Annotated in this window: 24 protein-coding genes; 8 read left to right on the forward strand and 16 right to left on the reverse strand. The window is 59.0% G+C overall.

Annotated elements, in window-relative coordinates:
* The first annotated feature begins 57 nt into the window (after positions 1–57).
* A complete protein-coding gene (locus ACWICV_RS15830) occupies positions 58–423 on the forward strand; it encodes a VOC family protein (protein ID WP_332498610.1) in 366 nt (121 codons plus the stop codon).
* 106 nt (positions 424–529) lie between these two features.
* Here the strand turns inward: ACWICV_RS15830 and ACWICV_RS15835 are convergent, their stop codons facing one another.
* Positions 530–1,570, reverse strand: coding sequence for an isopenicillin N synthase family dioxygenase (locus ACWICV_RS15835; RefSeq protein ID WP_454091316.1), 1,041 nt, complete (start codon positions 1,568–1,570; stop codon positions 530–532).
* Between the two features lie 273 nt (positions 1,571–1,843).
* Between ACWICV_RS15835 and ACWICV_RS15840 the strand changes: the two genes are divergently transcribed.
* Together ACWICV_RS15840 and ACWICV_RS15845 are read left to right on the forward strand one after the other, a co-directional pair.
* Positions 1,844–2,146 (forward strand): type II toxin-antitoxin system VapB family antitoxin, encoded by a 303-nt coding sequence (locus ACWICV_RS15840; RefSeq protein WP_388024543.1) that lies wholly within the window; start codon positions 1,844–1,846, stop codon positions 2,144–2,146.
* A 78-nt stretch (positions 2,147–2,224) separates the two neighbouring features.
* Complete coding sequence (locus tag ACWICV_RS15845) at positions 2,225–2,848, forward strand: LytR C-terminal domain-containing protein (RefSeq protein ID WP_105662411.1); 624 nt, start codon at positions 2,225–2,227, stop codon at positions 2,846–2,848.
* Between the two features lie 4 nt (positions 2,849–2,852).
* Here the strand turns inward: ACWICV_RS15845 and ACWICV_RS15850 are convergent, their stop codons facing one another.
* Positions 2,853–3,542 (reverse strand): DsbA family oxidoreductase, encoded by a 690-nt coding sequence (locus ACWICV_RS15850; RefSeq protein WP_332594871.1) that lies wholly within the window; start codon positions 3,540–3,542, stop codon positions 2,853–2,855.
* A 122-nt stretch (positions 3,543–3,664) separates the two neighbouring features.
* Between ACWICV_RS15850 and ACWICV_RS15855 the strand changes: the two genes are divergently transcribed.
* Positions 3,665–4,387 carry a YoaK family protein gene (locus ACWICV_RS15855; protein ID WP_454091317.1) on the forward strand — a complete coding sequence of 241 codons (723 nt, stop codon included), beginning with the start codon at positions 3,665–3,667 and terminating at the stop codon, positions 4,385–4,387.
* A 65-nt stretch (positions 4,388–4,452) separates the two neighbouring features.
* On the opposite strand, the gene ACWICV_RS15860 is transcribed toward ACWICV_RS15855, so the two are convergent.
* Positions 4,453–5,859: an amino acid permease gene (locus ACWICV_RS15860; protein WP_454091318.1), complete on the reverse strand. Its 1,407-nt coding sequence runs from the start codon at positions 5,857–5,859 to the stop codon at positions 4,453–4,455.
* A 186-nt stretch (positions 5,860–6,045) separates the two neighbouring features.
* Here ACWICV_RS15860 and ACWICV_RS15865 point away from each other — a divergent pair, with 186 nt between their 5' ends.
* Complete coding sequence (locus tag ACWICV_RS15865; protein ID WP_332594869.1) at positions 6,046–6,612, forward strand: histidine phosphatase family protein; 567 nt, start codon at positions 6,046–6,048, stop codon at positions 6,610–6,612.
* Positions 6,613–6,618: 6 nt separating this feature from the next.
* Here the strand turns inward: ACWICV_RS15865 and ACWICV_RS15870 are convergent, their stop codons facing one another.
* The 5 genes from ACWICV_RS15870 to ACWICV_RS15890 all read right to left on the reverse strand — a co-directional run bounded on the left by ACWICV_RS15870 (position 6,619) and on the right by ACWICV_RS15890 (position 12,607).
* A complete protein-coding gene (locus ACWICV_RS15870) occupies positions 6,619–7,683 on the reverse strand; it encodes an alpha/beta hydrolase (protein WP_454091319.1) in 1,065 nt (354 codons plus the stop codon).
* 131 nt (positions 7,684–7,814) lie between these two features.
* A complete protein-coding gene (gene aceB, locus ACWICV_RS15875) occupies positions 7,815–9,452 on the reverse strand; it encodes a malate synthase A (protein ID WP_105659181.1) in 1,638 nt (545 codons plus the stop codon).
* A gap of 81 nt (positions 9,453–9,533) precedes the next feature.
* Positions 9,534–10,847 carry an isocitrate lyase gene (gene aceA, locus ACWICV_RS15880; RefSeq protein WP_454091320.1) on the reverse strand — a complete coding sequence of 438 codons (1,314 nt, stop codon included), beginning with the start codon at positions 10,845–10,847 and terminating at the stop codon, positions 9,534–9,536.
* Positions 10,848–11,374: 527 nt separating this feature from the next.
* Complete coding sequence (locus ACWICV_RS15885) at positions 11,375–11,977, reverse strand: HutD family protein (protein ID WP_454091321.1); 603 nt, start codon at positions 11,975–11,977, stop codon at positions 11,375–11,377.
* A gap of 9 nt (positions 11,978–11,986) precedes the next feature.
* Entirely contained in the window at positions 11,987–12,607 is a 621-nt protein-coding gene (locus ACWICV_RS15890; protein WP_454091322.1) for a thymidylate kinase, read from the reverse strand.
* 210 nt (positions 12,608–12,817) lie between these two features.
* Here ACWICV_RS15890 and ACWICV_RS15895 point away from each other — a divergent pair, with 210 nt between their 5' ends.
* Positions 12,818–14,308 carry a helix-turn-helix transcriptional regulator gene (locus ACWICV_RS15895; RefSeq protein WP_105658616.1) on the forward strand — a complete coding sequence of 497 codons (1,491 nt, stop codon included), beginning with the start codon at positions 12,818–12,820 and terminating at the stop codon, positions 14,306–14,308.
* A 10-nt stretch (positions 14,309–14,318) separates the two neighbouring features.
* Here the strand turns inward: ACWICV_RS15895 and ACWICV_RS15900 are convergent, their stop codons facing one another.
* The 7 genes from ACWICV_RS15900 to ACWICV_RS15930 all read right to left on the reverse strand — a co-directional run bounded on the left by ACWICV_RS15900 (position 14,319) and on the right by ACWICV_RS15930 (position 20,894).
* Positions 14,319–14,981, reverse strand: coding sequence for an alpha/beta hydrolase family protein (locus ACWICV_RS15900; RefSeq protein WP_105658615.1), 663 nt, complete (start codon positions 14,979–14,981; stop codon positions 14,319–14,321).
* A 53-nt stretch (positions 14,982–15,034) separates the two neighbouring features.
* Positions 15,035–15,754, reverse strand: a complete 720-nt coding sequence (locus ACWICV_RS15905) for a hypothetical protein (RefSeq protein ID WP_454091323.1) — start codon at positions 15,752–15,754, stop codon at positions 15,035–15,037.
* A gap of 252 nt (positions 15,755–16,006) precedes the next feature.
* A complete protein-coding gene (locus tag ACWICV_RS15910) occupies positions 16,007–16,423 on the reverse strand; it encodes a GNAT family N-acetyltransferase (RefSeq protein WP_454091324.1) in 417 nt (138 codons plus the stop codon).
* A 9-nt stretch (positions 16,424–16,432) separates the two neighbouring features.
* A complete protein-coding gene (locus ACWICV_RS15915; protein ID WP_454091325.1) occupies positions 16,433–17,020 on the reverse strand; it encodes a hypothetical protein in 588 nt (195 codons plus the stop codon).
* A 4-nt stretch (positions 17,021–17,024) separates the two neighbouring features.
* Positions 17,025–17,381: a VOC family protein gene (locus ACWICV_RS15920; RefSeq protein ID WP_388024525.1), complete on the reverse strand. Its 357-nt coding sequence runs from the start codon at positions 17,379–17,381 to the stop codon at positions 17,025–17,027.
* 150 nt (positions 17,382–17,531) lie between these two features.
* Positions 17,532–20,090 (reverse strand): ATP-dependent Clp protease ATP-binding subunit, encoded by a 2,559-nt coding sequence (locus tag ACWICV_RS15925; protein ID WP_454091326.1) that lies wholly within the window; start codon positions 20,088–20,090, stop codon positions 17,532–17,534.
* 129 nt (positions 20,091–20,219) lie between these two features.
* Positions 20,220–20,894, reverse strand: coding sequence for a response regulator (locus ACWICV_RS15930; RefSeq protein ID WP_454091327.1), 675 nt, complete (start codon positions 20,892–20,894; stop codon positions 20,220–20,222).
* 313 nt (positions 20,895–21,207) lie between these two features.
* Here ACWICV_RS15930 and ACWICV_RS15935 point away from each other — a divergent pair, with 313 nt between their 5' ends.
* On the forward strand, positions 21,208–22,392 hold the full coding sequence (locus ACWICV_RS15935) for a sensor histidine kinase (protein ID WP_365943037.1): 1,185 nt from the start codon (positions 21,208–21,210) through the stop codon (positions 22,390–22,392).
* Positions 22,393–23,019: 627 nt separating this feature from the next.
* Here ACWICV_RS15935 and ACWICV_RS15940 read toward each other — a convergent pair.
* The gene (locus ACWICV_RS15940; protein ID WP_365943038.1) at positions 23,020–24,225 is read right to left on the reverse strand and encodes a hypothetical protein; all 1,206 of its coding nucleotides are present in this window, start codon (positions 24,223–24,225) and stop codon (positions 23,020–23,022) included.
* 323 nt (positions 24,226–24,548) lie between these two features.
* Between ACWICV_RS15940 and ACWICV_RS15945 the strand changes: the two genes are divergently transcribed.
* Positions 24,549–25,826, forward strand: coding sequence for an NAD(P)/FAD-dependent oxidoreductase (locus ACWICV_RS15945; protein WP_105662422.1), 1,278 nt, complete (start codon positions 24,549–24,551; stop codon positions 25,824–25,826).
* Positions 25,827–25,910: the final 84 nt, after the last annotated feature.

The raw sequence follows: 25,910 nt of genomic DNA on the forward strand, positions 1-25,910 counted from the left end.
AACCTGGCAGGTAGTATCCGTGGCAACTGTTCAGCAATCTTTCGGCAAGGTAAGACTATGGCAAGTGTATTGAGCGAAATCGCCGTCGACTGCGCGAACCCGATGCTGGTGGCGAGGTTCTGGTGCGAAGCGCTGAATTATGACGTATTGGAAGAAGAAGCCGGCTTGGTCAGTATTGGGTCCAAATCCCAAGGCCAGGGCGGGCTGAAATTGACGTTCGCGCAAGTGCCCGAAACCAAGAGCATCAAGAATCGCCTCCATCTGGACCTGCGTCCTCAAAACGCCCAGCAGCAAGAAGAAGCTGATCGCCTGATCTCTTTGGGGGCCAGCTACGCCGATGTGGGCCAGCGGGAGGACGAGAGCTGGATCGTGATGGCTGATCCTGAAGGCAACGAATTCTGCGTGCTTTCCGGCGTCGAATAAGCGAGGCGCTTTGAATGCCTATTGGCGCCGGGCCGGTGATCTCTCACCAGCTCGACGCCAACAGGTTTTGCGTGTGCAGCTCCTGATCCCTGCAGAAGCTCACGGCCTAGGCGCTTTTGCGCCCCTTGGCCAGCTCTGGGTAGTGGATGGCCGCGGTCTGCGGGTGGGCTCGCAGCCATCCCTTGAGCACGTTGGCGCCGTAGGAAGCCAGCATTGGGTTTTCCGGATCATCGGAGACGCCGCGAGCTTCGGCAGCCAGCTCGGCTGGCAGTTCGACCTTGTCGATCACTGCATCCAGTCGAGGGGAGTAGAAGAACGGCACCGAGTAGCGGTCAACGCCAGCTGGTGGCGCAATGACGCGGTGGATGGTGGCCATCAGGTAGCCGTTGGTCGCGACTTCGAGCATCTCCCCGAGGTTCACTACCAATGCACCCGGGGTCGGCGGCACCTCGATCCACTCTTCCTGGCCGTAGGGTTGCACCTGCAGCCCTCCAACCTGGTCCTGCAGCAGCAGGGTGACGAAGCCGTAGTCGGCGTGCAGGCCAACGCCCTGGTTGCGCGACTCTGGTACGACGTCGCCCGAAACGTAGTGCACCAACTTGCCCATCCATGACGGGGTGTTGGCGAATGGCTCGTCGAAGTGGCCTTCGGGCAAGCCCAGCCCCACAGCGATGGCCGAAAGCAGCTCGTGGCCGGTTTTGTTCATCAGCTCGGCCCACGCCATGGCGCGCTCTTCGAGCTGGGGGAAATCGGCAGGGAACTGGTTCGGGCCCTGCAGGTTCAAGTACGGCTTGTCCTCGGGAACGACCGCCAACGTCTCGCGTTCCGGTCCGTAGTCGATCTGTTCGCGGGCATCGGCGCGGCCGCGGGTGATTTCGGTGCCCATCCGGGTGTAGCCGCGGAACTGGGCGCTATTGCGGTTATCGAGCTTGATTTTCTGCTCAACGGGCTTCTGGAAGAATTCTGCGATGGTGTCGAGCAGTTCCTGGTCCTGCCCGGCATATGCGCTGTATCCGACGATCTGGAAGAAGCCGACGCGGTGTGCGGCGTCGCGAATCGCGGCAACGAAATCCTTGTTGAAGGAGCCGTCAGCATTGCGTGCGGTAGAAATATCGAGCAGTGGGATCTCGGTGACTACGTTGTTCATAAACCCAGAGTGCACCTTATGACGCGATTGTTACCAGCTAAAGTTACGCCCGGTTCCTCCAAGTTTCCCTTGGCGTAACAATGCTTGCTTTTTCGCATTGCGTGTCTGATTATTCGCATTCGCGTGTAGCATTCGCCCGGCAACTGCGCGGCGAGTCCGGCTGCCACCCGGCTCAATCGGCGCCGTCTCGGGAAGTGGCCTTCCTGGGGCCTGCCAACTAGCGCCTGATCTGCAGGTCTGTGGGTCTGGAGAGTTTGTCCGTATGCTTGAATAGTGATTTTTCGAGCGGTAGGTGAAGGCCGTCCATACCCGGACCACGGCTATTCTTCGGCGCGTGATTGGAGCGGACTTCCCCCGCAGCAAGTGAAACTAGCTGACTTGGTCACCACCAAAGCCACCTTGGATCTTGAAACATTGCTCTCTGAGGATTCCACCTTCTATGGCGACTTGTTCCCGCATGTAGTGCGCTATCGGGACGTGTTGTATCTGGAGGATGGGATGCACCGCGCGCTGCGCTCGGCGCTTCATCATCGCTCGGTAATACACGCACGCATATTGGATCTGGACGCTAGTTAGATAAGCTAGCGCCACGAGGATGACGATGACGTCGCCTTCAGGCCAGCAGCTGCCGAAGGCTGACCAGAGCAAGGTGGAATGATGCGTGATCGCGATGACCCGGGGCAATGGCACGGTGCGCATATTGTCGACGAGCAAGAATTAAGTTTCAGCTCGGACGGCCAGGCTAAGCGGCGTGCCCGCAAACGCCAGAACATTGTTTTCTCCGTGATGGCCCTGCTGGTGATCGCGGTTTTGGCCGGCGCCGTACTCGTTTTCAACGGAACGCTGAAGTTGGGTGGCGAGCCTGCCGCCGTTGCGAGCCCGAAGCCAAGCGAGACGAAAATCGAAAACCCCAAGTGCCCGGCCATCGATTTCAAGTACCAAAAACCCTCAGATGTCGAAATACGCGTGCTGAACACTACCGATATTTCGGGTCTTGCGGGTGACACTGCCGAGGCACTGGAAAAGCGCGGCTTCAAGATTTCGTCGCTGACTTCCGGGTGGAAGTCGCTCTCCGAAACCACTGGCGCGGTCATTGCCGGGCCTGATGGCTATGCCCAGGCTTTCACCGTGCAGCGCCAGATCCCCGGCATCGTTTTCATCTACGACGAAAAGAAGTGGGGCAGCCGGGTGGACCTGGCGCTGGGGGAGAAGTTCGACGGCCTGGAAAAAGAACGCAAGCTCGATACTTCTGAAGGCAAGCTGGTCTGCAGCAAATAGCTGGCTAAGGGGTCTGCACATCTCCGGAATGCACTTGGGCCAGCGCATTTGCGAAGACCTCGGCTGGCTGGGCGCCGGAAATGCCGTACTTTCCATCAATGATGAAGAAAGGAACACCGCTGATGCCCAGCTCGCGTGCCTGGACGATATCTGCGTTGACTTCCTCAACGTAGGATCCGGACGAGAGCTTCGCACGCAGTTCCCCGGTATCCAGCCCCAGCGTTCCGGCCAGTTCGAGCAGCGTTTCTAGGTCTCCGGTGTTCAGGCCCTTCTCGAAGTGGGCAGAAAGCAGCGCTTCCTTCATCTCGTTTCCGGCACCATGCTTCTTGGCGTATTCCAGTACGCGTAGTGCAGTGAAGGAATTAGCGACCTTCAAGTTGGCGAAGTCGTAGTTCAATCCTTCGGCAGCAGCCTGGGCGGTGACATGGTCAAGCATTTGGGCGACCTGTTCCTGGCCCAGTCCCTTCATCTGGGAGAGGTATTCGGCCTCGCTGCCGTCATAGTTCTCAGGCAGGCTCGGGTCCAGCTGGTACGAGTGCCAGTAGACATCCACGTTCTGGGAGTATTCGAACGCCTCGACACCCCGCTCAAAGCGGCGCTTGCCGATGAAGCACCAAGGGCAGGCAATATCGGAGAAGATATCCACGCGGATGCGCTTGTCTTCCGGGGACTGGACAGCAGTATTTTCGCTCATGCTTGAGGTAACAACTTTTGCTCACCGGGCATTCCTTATTCGCGGCTGCTGATTTCGGGGGAGATAATGGCAGGGCTCCTACGGAAACCGGATGGTGCTGATGGCGAGAGAAAGCAGGGCAAGTGGCAAAGAACCTTCTATGGCGCGGAATCCTCTTCGCCGGAACGATTACGGCGATGGCAGGCTTCGTCGATGGCGTCGGATTCGTGCACTTTGGCGGCTACTTCCTCTCCTTCATGTCGGGAAACTCCACGCGTTCCTCCGTGGCGCTGATGACAGGGGACCTTGCCGGATGGGCGATGGCGATGTCCTTGGTGGGCTGCTTTGTCGCAGGTGTCATCCTCGCAACGCTGGTTACCTTCCGGCTCGATAGGCTGCGCCGGCCAGTGGCCATGTATTCCAGTGCGGCACTGCTGCTCGCTGCGGCCATCTCCGGGAATTTCTTGCCGCAGCTGACGGCTCTGCTGCTGGCCGCCGCGATGGGCGTGGTCAATGTTTCCTACACTCGTTCGGGAGAGGTTTCCCTGGGCCTGACGTATATGACCGGCACGTTGGTCAAGCTCGGGCAGGCACTCGGTGGAGCAATCATCGGGTTGGCCACCGGGTCGGACCGCGGCGGCTACCGGATGCTATGGATGCGCTACGCAGTGCTTTGGCTGATGATCACCATGGGTTCCCTGGGTGGCGTCTTGGCCTACCTGCGGCTGGGGCTCGGCAGCTTGTGGATCGTCGCAGGCGGCATGCTTGCGTGGGCCAGCCTGGCGTTGTTCCAGGAGCTGCGCACACCCCATGGCCTGGAGTCGCCCTCGGAGCCTCAGGCCGGAACCTCCACCGGGATCAAGTAGAAAGACATAAAAAATATGCCTGGCTTCGCTTTATGCGAAACCAGGCATATTTTATTGCGCGGTGGCTAACTCAGCAAGGAGTCGCTGTCCTGCTTGATTGGCGCCGCTGGGCGTACCAGCAGCTTGAAGAGCATGGCCAGAAGCACGAGCCATGCGATTCCGGTGTACAGGGCTACACGCGTCGTCGGGCTCAGGGCCAAGAGCACGACAACGAAGACCATGAAGGCCAAGGCGATCCATACGGCAACGGTGCCGCCGGGCACAGCGTATTCGCGGGCAACGGCCGGTCCGCGGCCCGCTGCGGCTTCCTTGCGTCGCATGGCCAGGTACGAAGTCAGAATCATGATCCACACCCAAACGGTGGCGAAGGTAGCGATGGAAGCGATGATGGTGAACAGCGACTCCGGGAGCAGGGCGTTGAGCACCACACCTACCAGCAGCACAATGGCCATGATGACCACGGTCATCCACGGCACGCCGTTACGCGAGATGCGGCCAAAGGACTTCGGAGCATGGCCGATCTCGGACATGGCGTAGAGCATGCGGCCAGCCCCAAAAGTATCGGCGTTGATCGCCGAAACGGCTGCGGTGATCACCACGGCGTTGAGCACGTGGGCGGCGGCCGGGATGCCCAGACCGTCGAAAATCTGCACGAATGGCGAAGCTGAGCCGTCGATCTGGCGCCAGTCAAAGAGCATCATGACTACGGCCAGCGAAGCTACGTAGAAGAGCAGGATGCGCCATGGCACAGTATTGATGGCGGCTGGAACCGACTTGGCAGGATCAGCTGCTTCACCAGCGGTGATGCCGATGGTTTCGATGCCGCCGAAGGCGAACATCACGACGGAGAACGAGAGCAGCAGGCCCACGAAGCCGTTGGGGAACAGGGTGCCAGCGCTCATCAGGGTAGCGATGCCGGTTGCGGTTTCGGTCTCAGGGGCGTTGAAGCCGAAGATGATCAGGGCGGCGCCGCCAATGATCATGGCGATAATTGCGGTCACCTTGATGATAGCCAGCCAGAATTCGGTTTCACCGAAGACCTTGACCTTCATCAGGTTGATCGAAGCGATCAGCAGGACGACCGCCAGCACCCAGATCCACTGCGCCACCTGCGGGAACCAGAAGCCCATGTAGATGCCGAACGCGGTCACATCGGCGATCGCGACAATGGCCATTTCGAAGGCAAAAGTCCATCCGGTGACGAAGCCGGCGAAGCGGCCCAGGTAGCGCGAAGCGTAGTGAGCGAAGGATCCGGAAACCGGATGCTTGACAGCCATCTCGCCCATGGCACGCATGACGATGAAGACGGCAGCGCCGCCAATCATGTATGCGAAGAGGACGGCAGGGCCAGCAGCCTGGATAGCAGAAGAGGAGCCGTAGAAAAGGCCCGTTCCGATAGCTGAGCCGAGGGCCATGAAGCGGATGTGGCGGGCAGTCAGCCCGCGGGCGAGAGACGCCTTTATTTCGTTCACGATAGTAATGCTCGGATCCTATAAGGGGTGCGTTCGATGGGGACGGGCCCGCGCCAAAGGCAGGGCACAGCCGTGAAAATCTTATGCGCTCCAGGCATCCATGGCGCGCTTAAGTGTTGCAGATCTATCGTGAGCTTCGCCACCAGCGGTTGCTGTTGGCCACCTGCCGGGTGGGAGAATGGGCTTATGAAACTAGGATTCGTCCGCCACGGACAGACGCAATGGAACCTCGAAGGCCGCTTGCAGGGTTCCAGCGACATCCCCCTGAACGATACCGGGCGAGCCCAAGCCCGCGAGGCTGTCTCGGTGCTGGACGGCGGCCAATGGGACGCTATCGTTTCCTCGCCGCTCTCGCGGGCACGCGAGACGGCACAGATCATTGCCGACGGGCTGGGACTGGAACTTGGTCCTAGCTACGACCTGCTGATCGAGCGCGACTACGCCCAGGGCGAGGGCATGGTTGAGACTGAAGCGCTGGCGCTATGGCCGGACAAGAACGGTGGTGGAATTGAACCACTGGAATCTGTAGTTGACCGTGGCCTGCGCGCAATCAACCAGATTGCAGCAGACTACCCGGGCAAGAACGTCGCGGTAATCTGCCACGGCACCATTATCCGCTACACGCTCTCGCACTTCGCCGGCTACAAGCTGGACACCATCCGCAATGGCTCGGTTGCCATTATCGGCAATGAGCCCGGCGATTGGCAGCTGGAACTGGTCAATGACCAGGTGCCCAGCAAGGTCGCGGGCTAAGCCGCACTAGATGCCGGAAGGAACAATCCGGCGGATGCTGGAGGCCACCAGCGAATCACGCTGCCGGTTCTTGACGACCGCAAGCCATGAGCCCAACGCCATGTAGGCCTTGGAGCGGATCTTTGGCGAGGAGAGGAACACGTCGTGCAGCGCGCCGGGCAGGCGCACCAAATGCAGTTCCCGGCCTAGGTCGATGCTGCGCTGGGCGACGACCTGCACATTCAAGGCCACGTCGGCGCGGGTGGCGGTGTCGTGCCAGCGAGGCAGCAAATAGTCTTCCGCCGAAAGCATCACCAGGGTGGGCATCTGGAGATCCAGCCCCTTCTTCACCTTGGCTTGCGCATCGAAGACTGCAGAGATGAAACCCGCGGTGAGCTTGAAGCCGTTGACCGGGCGCCAACCCAGATCGTAATCCCATTCGCCGGAAAACTGGCTGGAGACCGTGCGGGTGTAGAACCCTGGATCCACCGTCGGCAAGAAGCGGTGGGGGTTGCGGCTGCTGGCCGCCTGGACGATCCTCGCCAAGGCGGTGCGCCCGATCTCGCTGGCCTGGAATTCCAGCCACGGGCTGTTCAGCGCCAGCGCATCAACTTTCTGCGGGTTGGCTGCCGCATACAGAGAAGCGCTGAGCCCGCCAGTGGAGTGGGCGAGCAGGACAAAGCGGGTGCCCGGATGCGCGCTGGAAATGATGCGGTGGGCCGCGTCGAATTCCTCGAAGTACTCATCCAGATCGGTGGTGAAGCCCGGGCTTCTGTGCTCGGCGATTTTGGTGGCCTGGTCTACCGGCAAGTTCCGTCCATAATGGCGCAGGTCCAGTGCGTAGAAATCCGCTCCGGCTTCGCTGAGGAACTCGGCGAGCTCTTTTTGGAAGAAGTAGTCCGACCAGCCATGCACATAAAGCACCGCGATCCCGCGCAATGGCGGCGGCAGGCGCAGCGTTCTGCGCGGACGGTGCCTGATCAACGTCGCGGTCGAACCGTCCGACATCGGCAACGGCCGTTGCGAGAAATCCTCGCCCAGCAGATCGGGCTGCCACAGGTCCTCGGCCGGGTTCTTGAACTGGAAAGCCATGGCTACAGCCTAGCCACCGCACACGCAAAACGGCATCCACCCGCTGGACTGGTTACCAACGGATGAATGCCGCTTTGCGTGGCCGACGTTCAGGGACGACTGTTTTCTATCGGCCGGGTCTCAGGTACTGCCTAACCTGCCATTTCCAGGGTGCGGGCTGGCGCATCCAGGTAGCGCAGGTAGGCGTTCTTGGTCAGGAAGGTCGGGAAGTCATCGCGCAGGGCGCAAGCTTCGAAGATTTCCACGGCTTCCTCGAAGCGATCGCCCTCGAAGCGCTCCAAGCCCTCCATGGTCTCCTCGGCCAGTTCCTGGACCCAGCGACGGGTGATGATCTCGCCCTCATCGGTGATCGCCGACTGGTGGATCCACTGCCACAGCTGCGAACGGGAGATCTCGGCGGTAGCAGCATCTTCCATCAGGTTGCGCAGTGCCACAGCACCGTTGCCGCGCAGCCAGGACTCGATGTAGCGGATGCCGATCTCGATGTTGTCGCGGATGCCGCGTTCGGTGATCTTGCCGGTGACGCTCTCGATGTTCAGCAGGGCCGGGCCGGAAACCTCGACATCTTCGCGGGTGCGCTGCAACTGGTTGGGGTTCTCGCCGAGCACCTCATCGTACACCTCCCGGGCAACCGAAACCAGGTCGGGATGGGCAACCCAGGAGCCGTCGAAGCCATCAGCTGCTTCGCGGGCCTTGTCCTCGCGGACCTTGCCGAAGGCCAGCTCGTTGATCGAGGCGTCCTTGCGGTTGGGAACGAATGCGCTCATCCCGCCGATGGCCGAAGCCCCGCGGCGGTGGCAGGCACGCACCAGCTGCTCGGTGTAGGCCCGCATGAACGGGGCGGTCATGGTCACGGTGTCGCGATCCGGGAAGACGAAGCGCGGTCCGCGGGAACGGAAGTTCTTGATGATCGAGAAGATGTAATCCCAGCGGCCAGCATTGAGCCCCGAGGAATGCTCGCGCAGCTCGTAGAGGATCTCTTCCATCTCGAATGCGGCGGTGATGGTCTCGATCAGCACGGTGGCACGGATGGTGCCGCGCTCGATATCCATCAGATCCTGGGCCATGTTGAACACGTCGTTCCACAACCGTGCTTCCAGATGGTTCTCCAGCTTCGGCAGGTAGTAGTACGGGCCGCGTCCGGCTGCCAGCAGGCGCTTGGCGTTGTGGAAGAAGTGCAGTCCGAAGTCCACCAGCGCACCGGACATCGGGGTGCCGGCAACCAGCAGGTGCTTCTCCGGCAGGTGCCAGCCGCGGGGACGAACCACGATGGTTGGCAGCTGCTGCAGATCGTAGCTGTTCAGCTTGTACTCGCGGCCATCCGGTGCGGTGAAGTCCAGATCCTGATCCAGCACCCGGATCAGGTTGACCTGGTTCTTGATGACGTTCTGCCAGGTTGGCGAGGAAGCGTCCTCCATGTCGGCCAGCCAGACCTTGGCCCCGGAGTTCAGCGCATTGATAGCCATCTTGCGTTCGATCGGGCCGGTGATTTCCACTCGGCGATCTTCCAGCCCCGGTGCGATCGGGGCGACCTGCCATGAATCGTCTTCGCGAATAGCGCGGGTCTCGTCCAGGAACTTCGGATCGCGGCCATTGGCAATGCGCGCCCGGTTGACCTGGCGGCGCTGCATCAACTCGGCACGGCGCGGTTCGAATGCGGTGTGCAGGGCCGAAAGGAAGTCCAGGGCCTCGCTGGTCAGGATCTGCTCCTGGTAGCGAACGGGGGTAGCGGTAATGGTGATGTTGTTCAGGGTGATGGGGGAGTTCATGGCAGCGTCCTTAAAAATCTTGGAAATGGTGCTGGTGCTAGCCGGCGCCTTTGCCGGCTAGCACCATCGACCCATCAGGGTCTAATGGAATTGGCCTTCTTCGGTGGATCCCACCAAGGCCAGGGTTGAGGCGTTAGGGTTCAGCGCCGTGGAGATCGCATCGAAGTAGCCGGTGCCGACTTCGCGCTGGTGCCTGGTGGCGGTGTAGCCGGCGGCCTCGGAAGCGAATTCGCGTTCCTGCAATTCGACGTAGGCGCTCATGCCGTCCTTCGCGTAGCCGGAGGCCAGGTCGAACATCGAGTGGTTCAATGCGTGGAATCCGGCCAGGGTGATGAACTGGAAGCTGAAGCCCATGGCGCCCAGTTCGCGCTGGAACTTGGCGATGGTCGCATCGTCCAGGTGCTTCTTCCAGTTGAACGACGGCGAGCAGTTGTAGGAAAGCATCTGGTCCGGGAAGTCCTTTTTGACCGCTTCGGCGAACTTGCGGGCCAGCTCCAGGTCAGGGGTGCCGGTTTCCATCCAGATCAGGTCCGAGTACGGTGCGTAGGCCTTGGCCCGGGCGATGCATGGCTCGATCCCGTTGGTGACCTTGTAGAAGCCTTCCGGGGTGCGCTCGCCGGTGATGAACTGCTGATCGCGTTCATCGACATCCGAGGTGATCAGCGTTGCCGCTTCAGCGTCGGTGCGGGCGATAACTACGGAAGGGGTGCCAGCCACGTCGGCGGCCAGGCGGGCCGCGTTCAGGGTGCGGATGTGCTGCTGGGTCGGGATCAGCACCTTGCCGCCGAGGTGGCCGCACTTCTTTTCGCTGGCCAGCTGGTCTTCCCAGTGGACGCCCGATGCGCCAGCGGTGATCATGGACTTCATCAGTTCGTAGGCGTTCAGCGGGCCGCCGAAGCCGGCTTCTGCATCAGCGACGATGGGGACCATCCAGTCTTCGACGGTCTGGATGCCTTCGGAGAACTCGATCTGGTCTGCACGCTGCAATGCGTTGTTGATGCGGCGCACGACCTGGGGAACCGAATTGGCCGGGTACAGCGACTGGTCCGGGTAGGTCTGGCCTGAAAGGTTGGCATCCGCTGCTACCTGCCAGCCCGAAAGATAGATGGCTCGAAGGCCGGCCTTGACTTGCTGCACTGCCTGGTTGCCGGTCAGTGCGCCCAACGCGTTGGTGTAGCCGCCGGTGGGGGTTTCCTCGGTGAGCTGTTTCCACAGCTTCTCGGATCCGCGTTTGGCCAGGGTGTGCTCTTCCTGGACCCGGCCCTGGAGCTTCACGACGTCGGCAGCGCTGTAGTCGCGGGTTAAGCCGTTCCAGCGGGGGTTGTTTTCCCAGTCGCTCTCGATGGCTGCGATGCGGTTGTCGATCGAGGTTTCGTTGGTGTTTTCAGTAGTCATTGCCTTGGCTCCTTCGCACAAGCTGCGGGTTCATGTCGATCGGAAGGTGATCTTGTGAACTTCTTCGTGACAACTACTTTTCCGCAGGTGCGAGGGCTTCAACAGAGGTTTTTCGAATTAAGATTTCCACTTCTTCACAAAAATGGAAATTTACCGCTTCTTGCGCTGAATGTGAGTCAAGGCATGGAAATTTGCCGATATTGAATCAATCCCTAGCGAAGAAGAGTGAAATTTAACAGCAAGCCTAGATAAGGGCGAAGCCAAAGCAGACCGATTCCGGGGTCTGCGAGAATCGGCGAATCACTGATGAGCTGGGATTTTATGGAAACCGCAGGTGCTGATTCGCCACGGCAGGCGTTGTGTATCGGGCCAGGAAACGTGAAGTATCAGAGTCTGGACTGGTAGCTGGCTTTTGCCAGATGGGGGCCTGGACTTGTCGCTATGGCCGATATTCTTGGCCGGCAGTGCAGTTTCTGAGTGCGAAGATTTATGGATCTTGCGACCATGGCTGATTGAGCCGGAACGGGCTAGGGCCGGTCGAAAGAAACCACAGCCATGAAACCGCGGCCGGAGATGCGTGGTTCACCGGCGTCAGAGCCAACGACGGTGTCACGCAGGTTCAGCGACTGTTCGCTGTCGCCGAGCAAGAGCTTGGCGGAGCCCTGGACCAAAAGGCCCAGTTGCCCATCAAAGAGGTATTGCTCGCGCTTTTTGGACAGCTCGACAATGCGAACGGTGGGTCGTACCTGCTCTGGAATGGCGGCCACGTGCACGATGAGCAGTTCTTCGGCGGGCTGGCTCGCCTGGACAGAATTTCTCGTTTCGAATTTCAACGGGCGCAGCGGTTCCAATCCATGCTCTTGCCCGTCTACATCCAGCTGCACGAAATCGCCGGCGATCAACGTGAAGACTTGAGCCGAAGGCGACGGAGTGAAGGCTGCAGATTTCTCGATAGAGCGAATCGACAGTTGCCAGGTTGATTCCCGCAGTTCGCTGGACCGCAACGTTCCGTCCTGCGCCAGAATGCCGCTCGCAATGAGCCGGACCTGCCCTAGCTCCCATTGCTTCTTGGTGCTTTGCGCCACTTCGAGAATGGAACCCGGTGCAAAAGATGCTTGTGCTTCGCTCATGGGACGAGTCTACTTGCCGCTGACCAAGCGAAGTTGTTCAACCAGCTGGGATGTGGGCAGCGAGGCATCAAGAGTTATCCAACCGTGCACTTGCGCAAGGCGCAGATACTCATTTCGACTGTCCCTGAGATACTCCATGCTTTCGTCGTCTTTGCCACGGGAATTGATCCGCTCAAAGGCAAGGATGGGGTCGATGTCGAGCAGGACAATTCTCGCGTGCTCGATACTTTTCGCCGCAAGCCAGGGGAGAAGCAGTCCCGGAGGATGGCCGCGTAAGCGCCGCAGCACTAATTGGCAATACAGGTGCCGGTCCATCACGCTGAGTCCGGGAGAGCGGGCCGCGAAAAGCATATTGCGGGCAACATTGAAGCTGCGGATGGAAGTTTCGAAGAAATCCTGGGTGAAAGTCGGGAACGTGATTCCCAGGGCGCGAGAGAATTTGGTAAGCCAGCTCCGCGCGGCGACGTTTGCGAGCCTATGAGCCTGAATGCGATCGTTGCGCAGCTGCTGTACTAAAGCTTCAATAGTGGTGCTTTTGCCTGCGCCATCGGTGCCGACGATGACCAAAGTCCGGGGTGGATCGTGGGCATGGCGCGGGGCCGGTAGGGGGCGGGTGGAGACTGCGTGCATGGTGCTCCTTGCGGGATCTCTTTGTAGTTTCAACGTTTGCGCTTCGCTGAAGATTCCGCAGAAAGGCTGTGCATTTGTTGAGAGTAGCTCGCCGGGGAAGCAGGGAAAGAACCGTGAATATTTGCTTCCGCGTCACTGCTGGGCGATTGAATTACGGGTTGAATCCGGAAGATCTAGAAATTTTCACGATCCTTGGCATAACCTTGTCATGTGACTGCAACCACATGGAATCGCTCAGTGAACTCAGCCGGCAATGGCGCTGGCAGCGAAGATACAGAACTCGACGCCATTGCTCTCGGCCGCAGAATCCGCTTTCTGCGCAAGGGCAAGCAACTGACCTTGGATGATGTCTCGGCGCTCGTTGACACCGCGCCGAGCCAGTTGTCGCTGATTGAAAACGGCAAGCGCGAACCGAAGCTATCGCTGCTTAAGTCCCTGGCTGGAGCCATGGGGGTTGGAGTCGACGATCTGCTGGGCACCGAACCGCCATCGCGCCGTGCTGCTTTGGAGATCGAATTGGAACGTGCCCAACGCGGTCCACTGTACGAGTCCTTGGGATTGCCTACCGTTCGTGTTGGCACGCGTCTGCCCATGGACGTCCTGGAATCCCTGGTGGGACTGCAGCATGAATTGGAACGCCGCCTGAACGAGCAGGCCGCGACCCCTGAAGAAGCCCGTCGGGCCAATACCGCTTTGCGCCATGAGATGCGCCAACGCAACAACTACTACAAGGATATCGAGCAGGAAGCCGCCAAAGTCCTCTCTGCAGTTGGCCACGATTCAGGGCCGCTCTCGCATCATCGTGCAGCAGATATCGCCGAGCATCTGGGATTCAGCCTGCGCTTTGTGGGCAATCTTCCGCATTCCACGCGTTCGGTGACTGACCAGAAGAACAAGCGTATCTATCTGACGCAGGCGAACCGCTCGGAACATGATCCTCGTTCGGTGTTGCTGCAGGCGCTAGGGCATCACGTATTGGGTCATAGGACTCCAACCGATTATTTCGATTTCCTCTCGCAGAGGGTCGCGACCAACTACTTTGCCGCGGCGTTGATGATGCCGGAAAAGTCCACGGTGGACTACTTGCGGCGAGCTAAGAACAACCGTGAGTTGGCCATCGAGGATCTGCGCGATGCTTTCGCCGTGTCCTATGAGTCCGCAGCCCACCGGTTCACCAACCTTGCCACCGAGCATCTGGGGATGACCTGCCACTTCCAGAAGGTCCACGAATCGGGCATCTTGCACAAGGCTTATGAGAATGACCGAGTGAACTTTCCAGCCGATCACACCGGTGCCATTGAAGGACAAACCATTTGCCGGTATTGGACAAGTCGCGTGGTCTTCGAGCAGATGGATAAGTTCCGTTCCTTCGAGCAGTACACCGATACCGTCAATGGGACCTTCTGGTGCACGGCGCGCACCGAGCGCCATTCCTCGGGACTGTATTCCTTGTCCATTGGCGTGCCTTTTGAGCATGTGAAGTGGTTCCGCGGGCGGGATACCAAGGAGCGCTGCCAATCCACCTGCCCGGACGAGAACTGCTGCCGCCGTCCACCTGCTGACCTATCCAGCCAGTGGTTCGGCAATGCGTGGCCGGCTACGCGCGCTAATACCCACTTGCTGGCGGCCATGCCAACCGGAGCCTTTCCCGGAGTAGACGAAACCGAGGTCTACCGATTCCTGGAAAAGCAGGTGGACTAGGACCGTTGGACTATGCGATGTGCTTGGAGATGAAGGCAAGAGCAGTTTCCGCCAGCCACGCGCCATCCTGGGCAACGGTGCGGCCGGAGCGGGCTACCTTGAAGGAATGGTTGCCACCTTCGAACCAGGAAAGTTCGCTGTGCTCGTTCAGCTTGCTGGCGACTTCTTCCATCTTTTCGGGGTTGGCAAAGGGATCGCGGGTGCCTTCGAGGAAAAGCATCGGCACCGCAATCGGGTAGAGATGCTCATCGCGTAGCTTCTCTTCCTTCTTAGGCGCGTGCAACGGGTACCCCAGGAAGATCAACCCTGCCGAGGGCATGCCCTCGGCAACTGACAGGGAAGCGATGCGCCCGCCAAAGGACTTTCCTGCCGTGAAGATTGGCAGGCCTTCAGCCAAGTGTTCTTCAACCCAACGGCGGACCTGGTGCCACACTGCGACCGCCGCTGGCGCTTTGTCGGGAAACTTCTTTCCAGCATCCATGTAGGGGAAATTAAAACGCAGGACGCTGGCACCCAGATTCGCAGCGGCTAGCGCAAAGCCGGCCATGAAATCATGATCCTTTCCAGCACCTGAACCGTGTGCGAGCACGATGACGGCCTTCGCCGCCTTTGCTCGGTCCCAGAGCGCGCTGAGTTCCAGGTCTTCGTATGGAATGGAGAGTTCTTGGGTCATAGGTACCACCCTAGGGGCTGAGGGCCCATCAACTGATCATGAAAGGAAATGAACTACATTTCCCAGTCCTTGCGGAGTGCCGTATCGGTGTCATCGCCATTTCTGGCCAGTACCGTCAGCTTTTCAACTTTTTCGCCGGTCGCCGCACGCTCGTTGATCTTGAGCATCATATTTCCCGAGATGAAGATCGATGCGGGCATGTCGTATTCGCCGTCGATCCATGGACCGTCTGCGAGGGTGACGACGAGTTCGCCAAGCGCAGGCGACTCGACTTTCTCAACGTAGGCGTGGGGGTCAGCGGGCAGGCATGTGCGGTAGATTTCCAGCTCAGTGATTTCAGCGCCGCATAGGGATTTGTAGGTATCGTTCATGGCGGACAGCCACTGCATGTACTTTTCCGAGGCCCAGGCTTTGCGGTCCTCGGGATCGGCACCAGTACGAGCCCGGGTGAAAGTTCCTGAGTTATTGCCGTCTTCAGTAGCGAAGGTGACAGATTCCAATTCCGGCGAGGCCTCGCCTACGCTTTCGAACATGATTCGGCCCATCATGCGCAGCTCATCCTCGTTGGTTTCGTAGCTTTCCCGCATCTGGGTTCCAAACTTCATGCTGTTATCCAAGAAGATATTGATGGCACCAGGTGCTGGAGATTCCCAAGAAGTCATTAGGTTGTAGGGATACAAGAAGCCTTTGGTGGACTTGATGCCAGAGTTTTCTTTCCACATCTCAATTTTGGAATCTGCCCAGGCCTGTCCCGAATTGGCGTTGGCGTCCAACTCCGCGGGTCCAGGCTCGGGGGCGGTTTCACCGGGTTCACCGGTTTCGGCCGCGGGCTGTGCCGCCGGAGTGGAGCCAGCGACGGAAGCCGCCCTCGAATCGGCTGGCGCTGCTTGTTCGGGAGCTGCATTGCACCCTGCTAGAAGCAAAGCCAACGATGACAGGGCAATGACCGAACGGGTGCGCAAGAATAACTCCTCATTATCGATGAATGGTCAGTCTATACAGGCCAGGCAGCGAAGGGAGAGCTGTTACGAGAATTTGGCAAAGGTCCGGATTGCACCGGGACGGAAATCCGACGCTTCCGTGAGCCCCATGGATTCGTAGAAGGCACGTTGCCCGGGTTCATCATCGGTGATCAGGACCAGCTGACGCACATGCTCATATTTCACTAGTACGGCAGAGAACAAAGCACGGCCTACGCCGGGGCGATGCGTAGATGGACGCACCAGGATGTCCTGGACGTAGCAGATGGTGGCATTATCCGAGACCACGCGCACAAGGCCGATTAACTGGTGGTCTACGTCGTAGGCGTAGATTACGCATGCTGAATTCTTCAGGCCTTCGAATAGTACGTCTGGGTTGTCTGTATAGGCGCTCCAGCCCACCGCGTTGTAGAGCGAGAGTATTTGTTCCTCGGAAGGCACCTTAGTGGTGGAGAGTTCCATCGAGTCCTTTTACTGTTGCGGGGAAACCGAAAGGATCTCCGCGTTGCTCAGCAACGGATGCTTCACCAGTTCTGTTTCCAATGTGTGGATGATGGCTTGGGCGGAGTCGCCGTTGTAAACGAACACCGGGCCATCATGCCGGTAGTAGACATCCTCATGCCATCCGATTTCGCCGTCACCCAATGCATGCTGCAGGGCCCTGACTGTTGGCTCCAGATCCGATTCCGATTCGGCCCCAAGCCTGGTTCGAAGCAAAACGTACTCGCTGCCGCCTACTTCGGTGCGTTGTCCATCAATAATCAGCCAGGAACCATGCCCCAGTCCTCCATCGATGAGCGAAGAGAGCAATTCGGAAAACAGCTTCTTCGGTTCGGGGGTGGCCACTTCAAGGTTAATGTCGCTGGAGATCGGCTCCTCGGCCGCGTCCAATGTGGTCTTGGTGCTGATGATGGTTCCGGAAGACTTGTATTTGGGCAACAATGTATCGAGCAGGCCCGCCTCATGATCTTTGCGCAGGCGTTCGGTCATCGGCTGGGCAAAATGGATCTGCACCCGGTGGGTCGAAGCCTCCGATGATTTCCTGGCGAACAGCGACATGTCCTCAGTCCTCGTGTGGGTCGGAAATGCAAAAGACGATTCCGTAAGGATCGCGCATAATGGTCCAGCCAAAAGTGGGATCTTCGGTGTGGTCCTCAACGCGTGTTGCGCCAGCGGCTGTGCAACGGGCGACTTCCTGCTCGCGGCTCGTGCTTGCTTCCAAGTCGAGATGAACCCGGTTCTTGCCGGCAGTGATCTCATCAACTTTTTGGAACCCCAACCTCGCGCTGAAGCCAGGGACGCTGATCATGGTGAACCCCGGGTACTGGCCCAGATATTTCCCGCCCAGAACAGCCCTCCACCAAGCCGAGGCAGCTTTCTCGTCAAGGGCATCAAGGGTGATCATTCCAATGTTCGCCATGCAGTCAAAGGTACCGGGAGTCTTCCTGCTTAGCTAGAGGTTGACTGCATTTCTGCAGCTGACTAGCGCACTTTCTAAGTGAAGAAAAGGGGCTTGCTTGGCCGGGACGGAAGTCCCGAGCAAGCAAGCCCCTTTATGGGCTATGCCGGCCTAGCTATCGAAGTAGTTTGGCGCGTGCTCGTTGTGAGCAGGTGGAGTCGGCATCTCGACTTTCTTCTGCACCTTCAGCGTGCCAGCGGCATAGTCCACCGAAACGGTGTCACCAGCGGCAAGCGAATCACTGATCAGCAGGTCGGCAATGGCATCCTGTACCTTGCGCTGTACCAGCCGGCGCAGCGGGCGAGCGCCGAACTCGGGGTCGTAGCCTTCGTTTGCCAGCCACTGCACGGCAGCGTCGCTCACCTCCAGCTTCAGCTCCTGGTCCACCAAGCGAGCTTCGGTCTCGGCGATGACCAGCTTGACGATCTGGCCAATCTCGGACTGCGAGAGCTTGGAGAACAGCAGTACCTCGTCCAGCCGGTTCAGGAACTCTGGGCGCATGAACTCGCGTACCTTGCCCATGACCTTGGCCCGGATTTCTCCAGCCTCGCTGGTGGCATTGGCGGAGGTGAAACCGAAGTTTCCGGCCTTGTTGGCCAAGTACTCGCCGCCGAGGTTGCTGGTCATCAGGATCAGCGTGTTGGAGAAATCGACAGTGCGCCCGGCTGAGTCGGTCAACCGGCCGTCATCGAGTACCTGCAGCAGCACGTTGAACACGTCCGGGTGGGCCTTCTCGATTTCATCGAGCAGCACGACCGAGTACGGGTTGCGGCGGATCTTCTCGGTCAGCTGGCCGGGCTCGTCATGGCCGATGTACCCCGGAGGTGCGCCAATCAGGCGCGCCACGGTGTGCTTCTCACCGTATTCGCTCATATCGACGCGAACCAGCGATTCGGCCGAACCGAAGAGGTTTGCAGCCAGGGCCTTGGCCAGTTCGGTCTTTCCGACGCCGGTGGGACCCAGGAAAAGGAACGAGCCGATGGGGCGACCTGCTGGCGACATTCCGGTACGGTTGCGACGCACGGCGCGTGCCACAGCGGCAACGGCATCGTGCTGGCCGATGACCGAAGCATGCAGGGAATCTTCCAGCGAAGCCAAGCGCGCCTTGTCATCTCCCGAGATGCGCGAGGTGGGGATGCCGGTGGATCGGGAGATCACTTCCGAAATCTGCTTCTCATCCACTACCCGGGTGACCCCTGCATCGCCGGCCTCCTCAGCAGCCTTGATGCGCGCGGTCATTTCCACGATGTGGTCACGCCATGCGCCAGCTTCTTCGAATCGTTCCTCGCCGATAGCGCGTGACTTCTCACGCTCGGCGTCTACCAATTCGGCACGCAGGGACTGCACATCCTCGGCATCTCCAGCAGCGATGGACCGCCGGGCACCGGCGATATCGATCAAGTCGATGGCCTTGTCAGGAAGCTGGCGGTCGTTCAAGTAGCGGGCAGAGAGCGTCACCGCGGCCTTGAGCGCTTCGGGGGTGTACTGCACCTGGTGGTGATCCTCGTAGGATTCGCGCAGGCCGTCCAAAATGGCCAGCGCCGTTTCCTCCGACGGCTCGGCGACAGTAACCTTGCCGAAGCGCCGAGCCAGCGCGCTGTCCTTCTCCACCTTGCGGAACTCATCGAGCGTAGTGGCGCCGATCATGTGCAGCTCGCCACGCGCCAAACGCGGCTTGAGGATATTTGCGGCGTCCATATTGCCGGACTCGCCAGAGCCTGCACCGACCAGCAGATGCATCTCATCGATGAATATCAGCACCTGCCCCTCGGCTGCGGCTACCTCGTCGAGCAGGCCGGTGAGCCGCTGCTCGAAATCTCCGCGGTAGCGGGTTCCGGCGAGCATGCCCGGAAGATCAATGGAGATCAAGGCCGCATTGCGCAGTTGGGCTGGTACCTGGTCATCGATGATGGCGCGGGCCAGTCCTTCGGCAATGGCGGTCTTGCCCACGCCTGCCTCGCCAATCAGCACAGGGTTGTTCTTGGTGCGACGGGCCAGGATTTCAATAACCTGATCCAGTTCCTCCTTGCGTCCGATCACCGGATCAATCTGGCCGTCGGAGGCCAGCAGGGTCAGATCGGTTCCGTAGCGTTCGAGCATGGACACGTCGGACTCGGAATCGGACTGGTTCTGGGCATCGTTTTGGCCACGCTGGGCCTGCTCCATGGCGGCTTGCTGCAAAGACTGGCCGGTGATGCCGTGCTGCGCCAGGAGCTGGCTGACCGGAGATTCCGGGTTGAAAACGAAGGCCAGGAAAAGATGATCAGGGTCGATGTAGGTCGAACCGTAGTTACGAGCAACCTGATAGGCGTCAAAGAGGCTGCGCTGAGCTGCCGACGATAGGTGGGATGGCTTCTCGCCCTTCTCCTGGGACTTGGGCATGCGCGCGATGGCATCTGCACTCAAAGCCTCGATGTCGATACCCATGGCGGTCAGGTGCTCGCCGACTGGTTCGGTGCGCAGCAGAGCCATCAGGAGGTGCAGGGAATCAATCTCGTCGTGGCCATGCTCCTGGGAAATCGCTGCCGCGGTGGCTACCGCTTCGTGGGTGCGGGCGGAAAGGAGGCGCGTGAGGTCGATGGGACGTGCTGCCTGAGCACGTGAAGACAGGAATCGAGAGAGGAATTCCTCAAACGAGCCATCTGACGGTGCGCCGAAAAATGCTGGCAAGTGAGCCTCCTAATAGAAACTTGAGCGGTCTATGCTCATGTTCAACGCATATGGCGCGCAGATATTCCCGAACCAGCCGGGCAAGGTGTCAAAGAGGTTGACTTCACACTAATAGCTGGAAAGCAGGCGCTAGTCTTTGGGGATGTCGATAAGGCCCATACGCGCGGCCGCAACCAGAGCCTGGACCCGATCGCGAACATTCAGCTTAACGAAAATCTTCGCCATATGGGTTTTAACCGTAGTTTCGGAAATAGTCAGAGTTCTTGAAATCTCGGTATTGTTTAGCCCGCGTGCGAGCAGTTTTAGAATCTCGAATTCCCGATTGGTAATTCCCAAGTCATAGGCCAGTTCTTGAATGTCTTGGGAATTATCCCGGTAAGCTTCGCGAACCGCAGAAACTAGATCAGAAGAAACCGACGGGGAAATGGCTGCAGTTCCTTGGTGAACGGCATGGATCGCATGAATAATTTCATCTGGTTCAGAGTCTTTTACCAAGTATCCGCTGGCCCCAGCGGTCAGTACCGGAACCAGGTAGTCGTCAGAAGAAAAGGCGGTAATAGCAAGCACGGAGGGGCTGTCTTCGGCAGATTTGATTGCTTTAGTAGCGCTAACCCCGTCCATTATCGGCATCTGCAAATCCATGAGCACAACGTCCACTTGATTGCCGCTGCAATACTCGACGGCGGCCTGTCCATTTTCAACAGAATTAACCGTTACAATTCCGGGGTCTGTTGCTAGGATTGTGCCCAACGCATGCCGAATTAGAGGTTCATCATCGACAATAAGGACCTTTATTTGTTCCATCTGATTCCTCTGATTCGATGCGGGTGGCCTCATGTTGGCCTGTTCACCTGAAAGTATATAAGTTGATCTGATGTGGAGTTTGATATGAAGGGTTTGAAAATGCTGGCCGTAGCAGCATTAGTTCTGGCACCATTGACCGCCGTGGCAGCTCCTGCATCTGCCGCGAGCTCTCCAGCCTCCAGCAGTGGCAACGTTGCTACTCCTGCTGGCTTTGGCTCAGCCTTCTCGGAGTGGTTCTGCAAACGCTACGGCGTCGCCTGCCCATAACGCGGTTTATTTGACTTGATCATCTGAGCCGGGAATTATTCGGCATATGACTGGACGACTAAAGGACACCCTGACCAAGCTCTTCGCTGGTCGGGGTGTCATTGTTTGGACTGGTATTGCGGTTCTGATCGCGGTTTCCAGTAGTGAGTTCGTGACTCTGCTGGAAGACGGATTTAGTGGTTCGTCGGATATTTCGGTTCGAGGCGCGTTGCTCGGCGTAGGACTGTGCGCAATTCTTGCGCTTGGTCTTCGCTGGGTTGCCGTATCCGTCGGGTTGTTTGTGGCAGTTGCCTATTTCTTCCTCACGGACGGCGCCTTGTTCTTCTGGACTGTCGTTTCATTCATGATTTTTTCGGCGCTGGCAGCTACGGCCAGTGCCATGAGCGTTAGGGCCTTATTCCTAACCTTGTCCGCAGCGTGGATGGTGCAGTTCGGCATCCAGTCCGGGCAAGACGCGGTTCTGCTTGTCGGGATTGCCCCGTTGACGGCGATGGCGTTCTTCTTAACGAGGAATATTTACTTGCTGCGCGAGAAGAACGAGCTCGCTCTTCGGCAAATGCATACGGTCAAAGAGCAGACTCGTCTTGCTGTCGACCGGGAGCGAAAGAACATTGCCCGGGATCTGCACGATATTGTCGCGCATGACATCACGGTCGTGGCCATGCAGTCGAAGGCCGCGAAGTTCGCAAACGATGGTCAGAAGGCCCTCGAAGCTCTGGATGTCATCGCCAAACTGAGTACTGAGACTTTGCACGATTTACGCCTGATGCTCAATGTCCTGAGGGCTGATGGGACCATGGCAGATCCCTCGTCCCAGGGCATTGATAAGCCGGCCGCTACTACTGTTTACGCGCTTCAGGGTGCAGAACTTTTCGTTCAGAGGCTAAAAGAGGCAAATTTCGAGGTGAGCTCCACCACTGACGAGAAAATTTCCGAATTACCCCGTTCTGCACAGACTGCGATTTATCGGGTCATGCAAGAAGGTACAACAAATGTGATAAAGCACGGTGCCTTGGGCGGGAAGTGCACCTTCGAACTCACGGTCCAAGGGGCAGAGGGCATCCTGGAAATTACTAATCAGATGGGGAATTTCGACAAGAAGGCGAGTGGGTTGCCCGAAGGCGGGACAGGCCTGATTGGCATGGGTGACAGGATGCGTGCATTTGGTGGAAAGTTTGCAACCAGTTCCGAAAACGGTGTTTGGGCACTGCGCGCAAGCATCCCGTTCTGACCCCTACCCTCCTACTAAAGTATGATTTCGGATTTTCGCAGGACGCGATAAGTTAGACATGTATCGGTGAAGACCGATCACCGGGAAGGTACTTGGTGGTGTTTTGCGAGTGGCATCACTAAGGATCCGAGGGTGATTAAAAGGTACGTTGCATTGCGTAAACGGACTGATCTTTCATCGGCGCTGTGCCCCCATCGCACGCCGTTGTCTGTCAGTAATGCAACGTACCTTTTATAACTTAAACCCAGCCCGTGTTTCTGCGTTCTGCCTCACACCTCAGGTCGGAATGGGCCTGCGTGGCGGGGTGTTGCGCCTATGGAGAGCATTTCCTGTCTGGGAAGCGAGAGCGCATGAGTACCCAGGCAGATACGGTTGTTTGGCAACAATAAGGCCTGGCCGTGGAGCCTAAGGGCGGCTTTGATAGCAAGACGGCAGATGCTGCGATCAACGCAGAAGCAACCGCAGATTCTTTGGCCGTGAAGGCCGGCGAACCAAGCGGGGCCCATGGTTCGATCGCCTGCCGTGGCACGACGCCGAGCTGGCCACGCGCATCGGCTAGTCGATGAATCAACGGCAAAGGGTGCGAGAACTCGAATTAGTTCTCGCACCCTTTGCCGTTGCTGGTGGTTAAGCCTCGGAAGCCTCTGCCTCTTGGGTGTCTTTCAAAACATGATCAGAAACCTTGGCCAGCGCTCGTTCCAGTGAAGAGCGCAAGACCACAGGAATCGTGATCTCGTCATTAATCTCGACAAGGCCTTCGCGTTCAAAGACGCGCAGCAGGGACTCGACCTGGGGGACAACCTCCTCAAGGCTGGCAATCAGGTGATGCTGCTCGGCGGGAAGGTCATCTTCGGTCGGAACTTGCAACGCGAACTCGGCACGTGGCGGTGTCGATGATGCGGCATTGCTCAACACGCCGGCCACCATCTCGGCGATCTGCGCCTTGCCCGGCTGCTCCAAGGTGTTGATCAGGATGTGCGAGTAGAGAACCTCTGCAATCAGCTCCTTGACCAAGCGGGCGCCTTGTCCGCTGGATGCCAGCAGCGCATCGCTGAGCGACTCGGTTGGGGTTGCGTTCGGTTCCTGGTAGCGCAGCATGGCCGTGCCGATCAGGGCGTCCCAGTATGCCGATAGGCGTGGAATGTCGGCTAGCGAAGAAACGGCAGTGCCGTCTTCCGGCTCCCACTGGGCATCCTCTGGAACGCCGGCGGATTCATCGACCTTGACGAACAGGCCCAGCGCGCTGGCCGCATCCTGCAGCGTATCGCCGGTGAGTACGCCAGCTGGGGTGGTCGGCTTGCCTTCGCCAACCCAGTTGATCAACTCGCGAGCCGCAAAAACGAAGGGCATCGCTTCGAGGCTGCCGTTGGCCTCATCATCTTCGAGATAGGGTGCCACGATGGGTGAATCGCCAGCCATGCGGGAGAGGAATTCGAAAGTCTGCTTGAAGTCATCCACGCTTCCGCCGAAATTAGCGGTCGTGCCCAGGAAAGTCAGGTAATGCTTGAGGATCGCAGCGCTGGCTTCCGAAACTTCCTTGCCCAGCGACGTCAAGTGGCCCAGCTGTTCACCCAGAATCGTCGGATCCAGGGTTTTGACGTCAACGCTCTGGCGCAACTGGGCATGCACGGTCAGCAGGGTAGTGAGCCCTTCGAGCGCTGCGCGGGTCTCGCTGGCTGCCTGGCCCTCTTCGTGGAAGTGGCGGAAGAGCGAGGACTTGAATGGCTGAAGAGCTTGGCGCACTTCGGATTCAAAAGGCACGCTGCTGGCGCCGGAACGGCGGGCTGGATGACCCTGGGCAGGCTTCTTCTTGGCTGGTTTACGTGAGGCCATGAGTGTGGTGCAGTTCCTTAGAAATGGCTGATCGGCGGGATTGGTAATTCGCTTCTCTCCAGTCTACGCAGGACGCGCTGGAGGCGAAGTTCCCGATGGGCGATAGTGATGCAGCCTCTGGGGAAAGTGCCCGTACGGGAGGAAGTACTTGTTGAAAGTTCGGAATAGGCAATCATTTACCGCAAGAAACACGAACCTCCTGCCGGTGTGGTGGCGCTCACCGTCGAATCGTCAGGACGCGTTGATTTTCCCTGGGGATCGCGCGACAGTGAAGACATGCGGGCTCGTGTGGAGAGGCCGTCGAAATGCTAGGAGAGTGGATCATGGCTGGAGTAGGCGTGCCAGATCATGTCGTTGTTGTAGGCGCTGGCTTTGTTGGCCTGTCGACCGCTTGGTACCTGCAGGAAGCTGGCATTAAGGTTACCGTCGTGGATCGCGGCGGCGTCGCGTCCGGTTCCTCTTGGGGTAACGCCGGCTGGTTGACCCCGGCTCTGACCCTGCCCATCGCGGAGCCTGCAATTTTCAAGAACGGCCTGAAGATGATGCTCGACCCGGCATCCCCGCTGTACATTCCGCTGAAGGCCGATGCCAAGTTGCTCCGCTTCCTGATCGGTTTTGCCTGGCACTCGACCCCGAAGAAGTGGGAAGAAGCCATGCGGGTCTACTCGGAAATCGGCGCAACCGGTTTGGATGCCTTCGACGAAATCGCGCAGGCGACTTCGGCAGGGCCGGGCGTGCAGGAGCCGACCAAGCCGGCAAATCCATTCTTGACCGGATTCACCTCGCTCAGCGACCGCGATGCGCTGCTGCATGAATTCGAGATGATCGAGAAGACCGGCGGCGAAGTTGATTACGAATTGCTCACCGGCGACGAGTTGCGCGGCATCGAGCCGACCCTGTCCAATAAGGTCGCTGCGGGCGTAGCCATCAAGAACCAGCGCTACATCAACCCGCCGAAGTTCATGGATTCACTGGCCGAATCCGTCATCGCCCGCGGCGGCGACATCATCGGAGCCTTCAACGTCACCGATGTGCGCGACAATGGCGGCTCGGTCACCGTCATCGGTTCCGAAGGCCGTTCAATCACCGCGGATCACGTGGTGCTGGCTACCGGTGCTTGGATGACCGACATGGCCAGCAAGTTCGGTGTGAACGTTGTGGTTCAGGCAGGCCGCGGCTACTCGTTCACCGTGGAGCCGGAGCACATGCCAACGCACCCGATCTACTTCCCGACCCAGCGCGTTGCCTGCACCCCGCTGGGCGATCGCTTCCGCATCGCCGGCACCATGGAATTCCGCGACGCCAACCACAAGCTGGAGCCGAAGCGCATTGAGGCCATCGTTGCCGCTGCGACCCCGGTCTACCAGGGGATTAACTGGGAGAACCGCAAAGAAGAATGGGTGGGTGGACGCCCATGCACCGCGGACGGCATGCCACTCATTGGCCAGACCGGATCCTCGCGCGTGTCGGTTGGCGGCGGCCACGGCATGTGGGGCGTTGCGCTGGGACCGCTGACTGGCAAGATCCTGGCTGCCCAGATTGCTGGCCAGCAGGTTCCAGGCATCGCCCGGCACTTCAACCCCTTGCGCAAGGGGTTCTAAGCGTTTCGGTCTACACCCGGAACGAAATAAAACAACCGGCTTGCGGTGCATCATGGCGATGCGCTGCAAGCCGGTTTTCCTTTA

The sequence above is a fragment of the Glutamicibacter sp. NPDC055354 genome (assembly GCF_053644955.1).

What these genes read in the sequence shown, in the direction of transcription:
- ACWICV_RS15830 (WP_332498610.1), top strand. Translation starts at nt 58, where the DNA reads ATGGCAAGTGTATTGAGCGAAATCGCCGTCGACTGCGCGAACCCGATG.
- ACWICV_RS15835 (WP_454091316.1), bottom strand. Translation starts at nt 1,570, where the DNA reads ATGAACAACGTAGTCACCGAGATCCCACTGCTCGATATTTCTACCGCA.
- ACWICV_RS15845 (WP_105662411.1), top strand. Translation starts at nt 2,225, where the DNA reads ATGATGCGTGATCGCGATGACCCGGGGCAATGGCACGGTGCGCATATT.
- ACWICV_RS15850 (WP_332594871.1), bottom strand. Translation starts at nt 3,542, where the DNA reads ATGAGCGAAAATACTGCTGTCCAGTCCCCGGAAGACAAGCGCATCCGC.
- ACWICV_RS15865 (WP_332594869.1), top strand. Translation starts at nt 6,046, where the DNA reads ATGAAACTAGGATTCGTCCGCCACGGACAGACGCAATGGAACCTCGAA.
- ACWICV_RS15870 (WP_454091319.1), bottom strand. Translation starts at nt 7,683, where the DNA reads ATGGCTTTCCAGTTCAAGAACCCGGCCGAGGACCTGTGGCAGCCCGAT.
- aceB (WP_105659181.1), bottom strand. Translation starts at nt 9,452, where the DNA reads ATGAACTCCCCCATCACCCTGAACAACATCACCATTACCGCTACCCCC.
- aceA (WP_454091320.1), bottom strand. Translation starts at nt 10,847, where the DNA reads ATGACTACTGAAAACACCAACGAAACCTCGATCGACAACCGCATCGCA.
- ACWICV_RS15885 (WP_454091321.1), bottom strand. Translation starts at nt 11,977, where the DNA reads ATGAGCGAAGCACAAGCATCTTTTGCACCGGGTTCCATTCTCGAAGTG.
- ACWICV_RS15890 (WP_454091322.1), bottom strand. Translation starts at nt 12,607, where the DNA reads ATGCACGCAGTCTCCACCCGCCCCCTACCGGCCCCGCGCCATGCCCAC.
- ACWICV_RS15900 (WP_105658615.1), bottom strand. Translation starts at nt 14,981, where the DNA reads ATGACCCAAGAACTCTCCATTCCATACGAAGACCTGGAACTCAGCGCG.
- ACWICV_RS15910 (WP_454091324.1), bottom strand. Translation starts at nt 16,423, where the DNA reads ATGGAACTCTCCACCACTAAGGTGCCTTCCGAGGAACAAATACTCTCG.
- ACWICV_RS15915 (WP_454091325.1), bottom strand. Translation starts at nt 17,020, where the DNA reads ATGTCGCTGTTCGCCAGGAAATCATCGGAGGCTTCGACCCACCGGGTG.
- ACWICV_RS15920 (WP_388024525.1), bottom strand. Translation starts at nt 17,381, where the DNA reads ATGGCGAACATTGGAATGATCACCCTTGATGCCCTTGACGAGAAAGCT.
- ACWICV_RS15930 (WP_454091327.1), bottom strand. Translation starts at nt 20,894, where the DNA reads ATGGAACAAATAAAGGTCCTTATTGTCGATGATGAACCTCTAATTCGG.
- ACWICV_RS15935 (WP_365943037.1), top strand. Translation starts at nt 21,208, where the DNA reads ATGACTGGACGACTAAAGGACACCCTGACCAAGCTCTTCGCTGGTCGG.
- ACWICV_RS15940 (WP_365943038.1), bottom strand. Translation starts at nt 24,225, where the DNA reads ATGGCCTCACGTAAACCAGCCAAGAAGAAGCCTGCCCAGGGTCATCCA.
- ACWICV_RS15945 (WP_105662422.1), top strand. Translation starts at nt 24,549, where the DNA reads ATGGCTGGAGTAGGCGTGCCAGATCATGTCGTTGTTGTAGGCGCTGGC.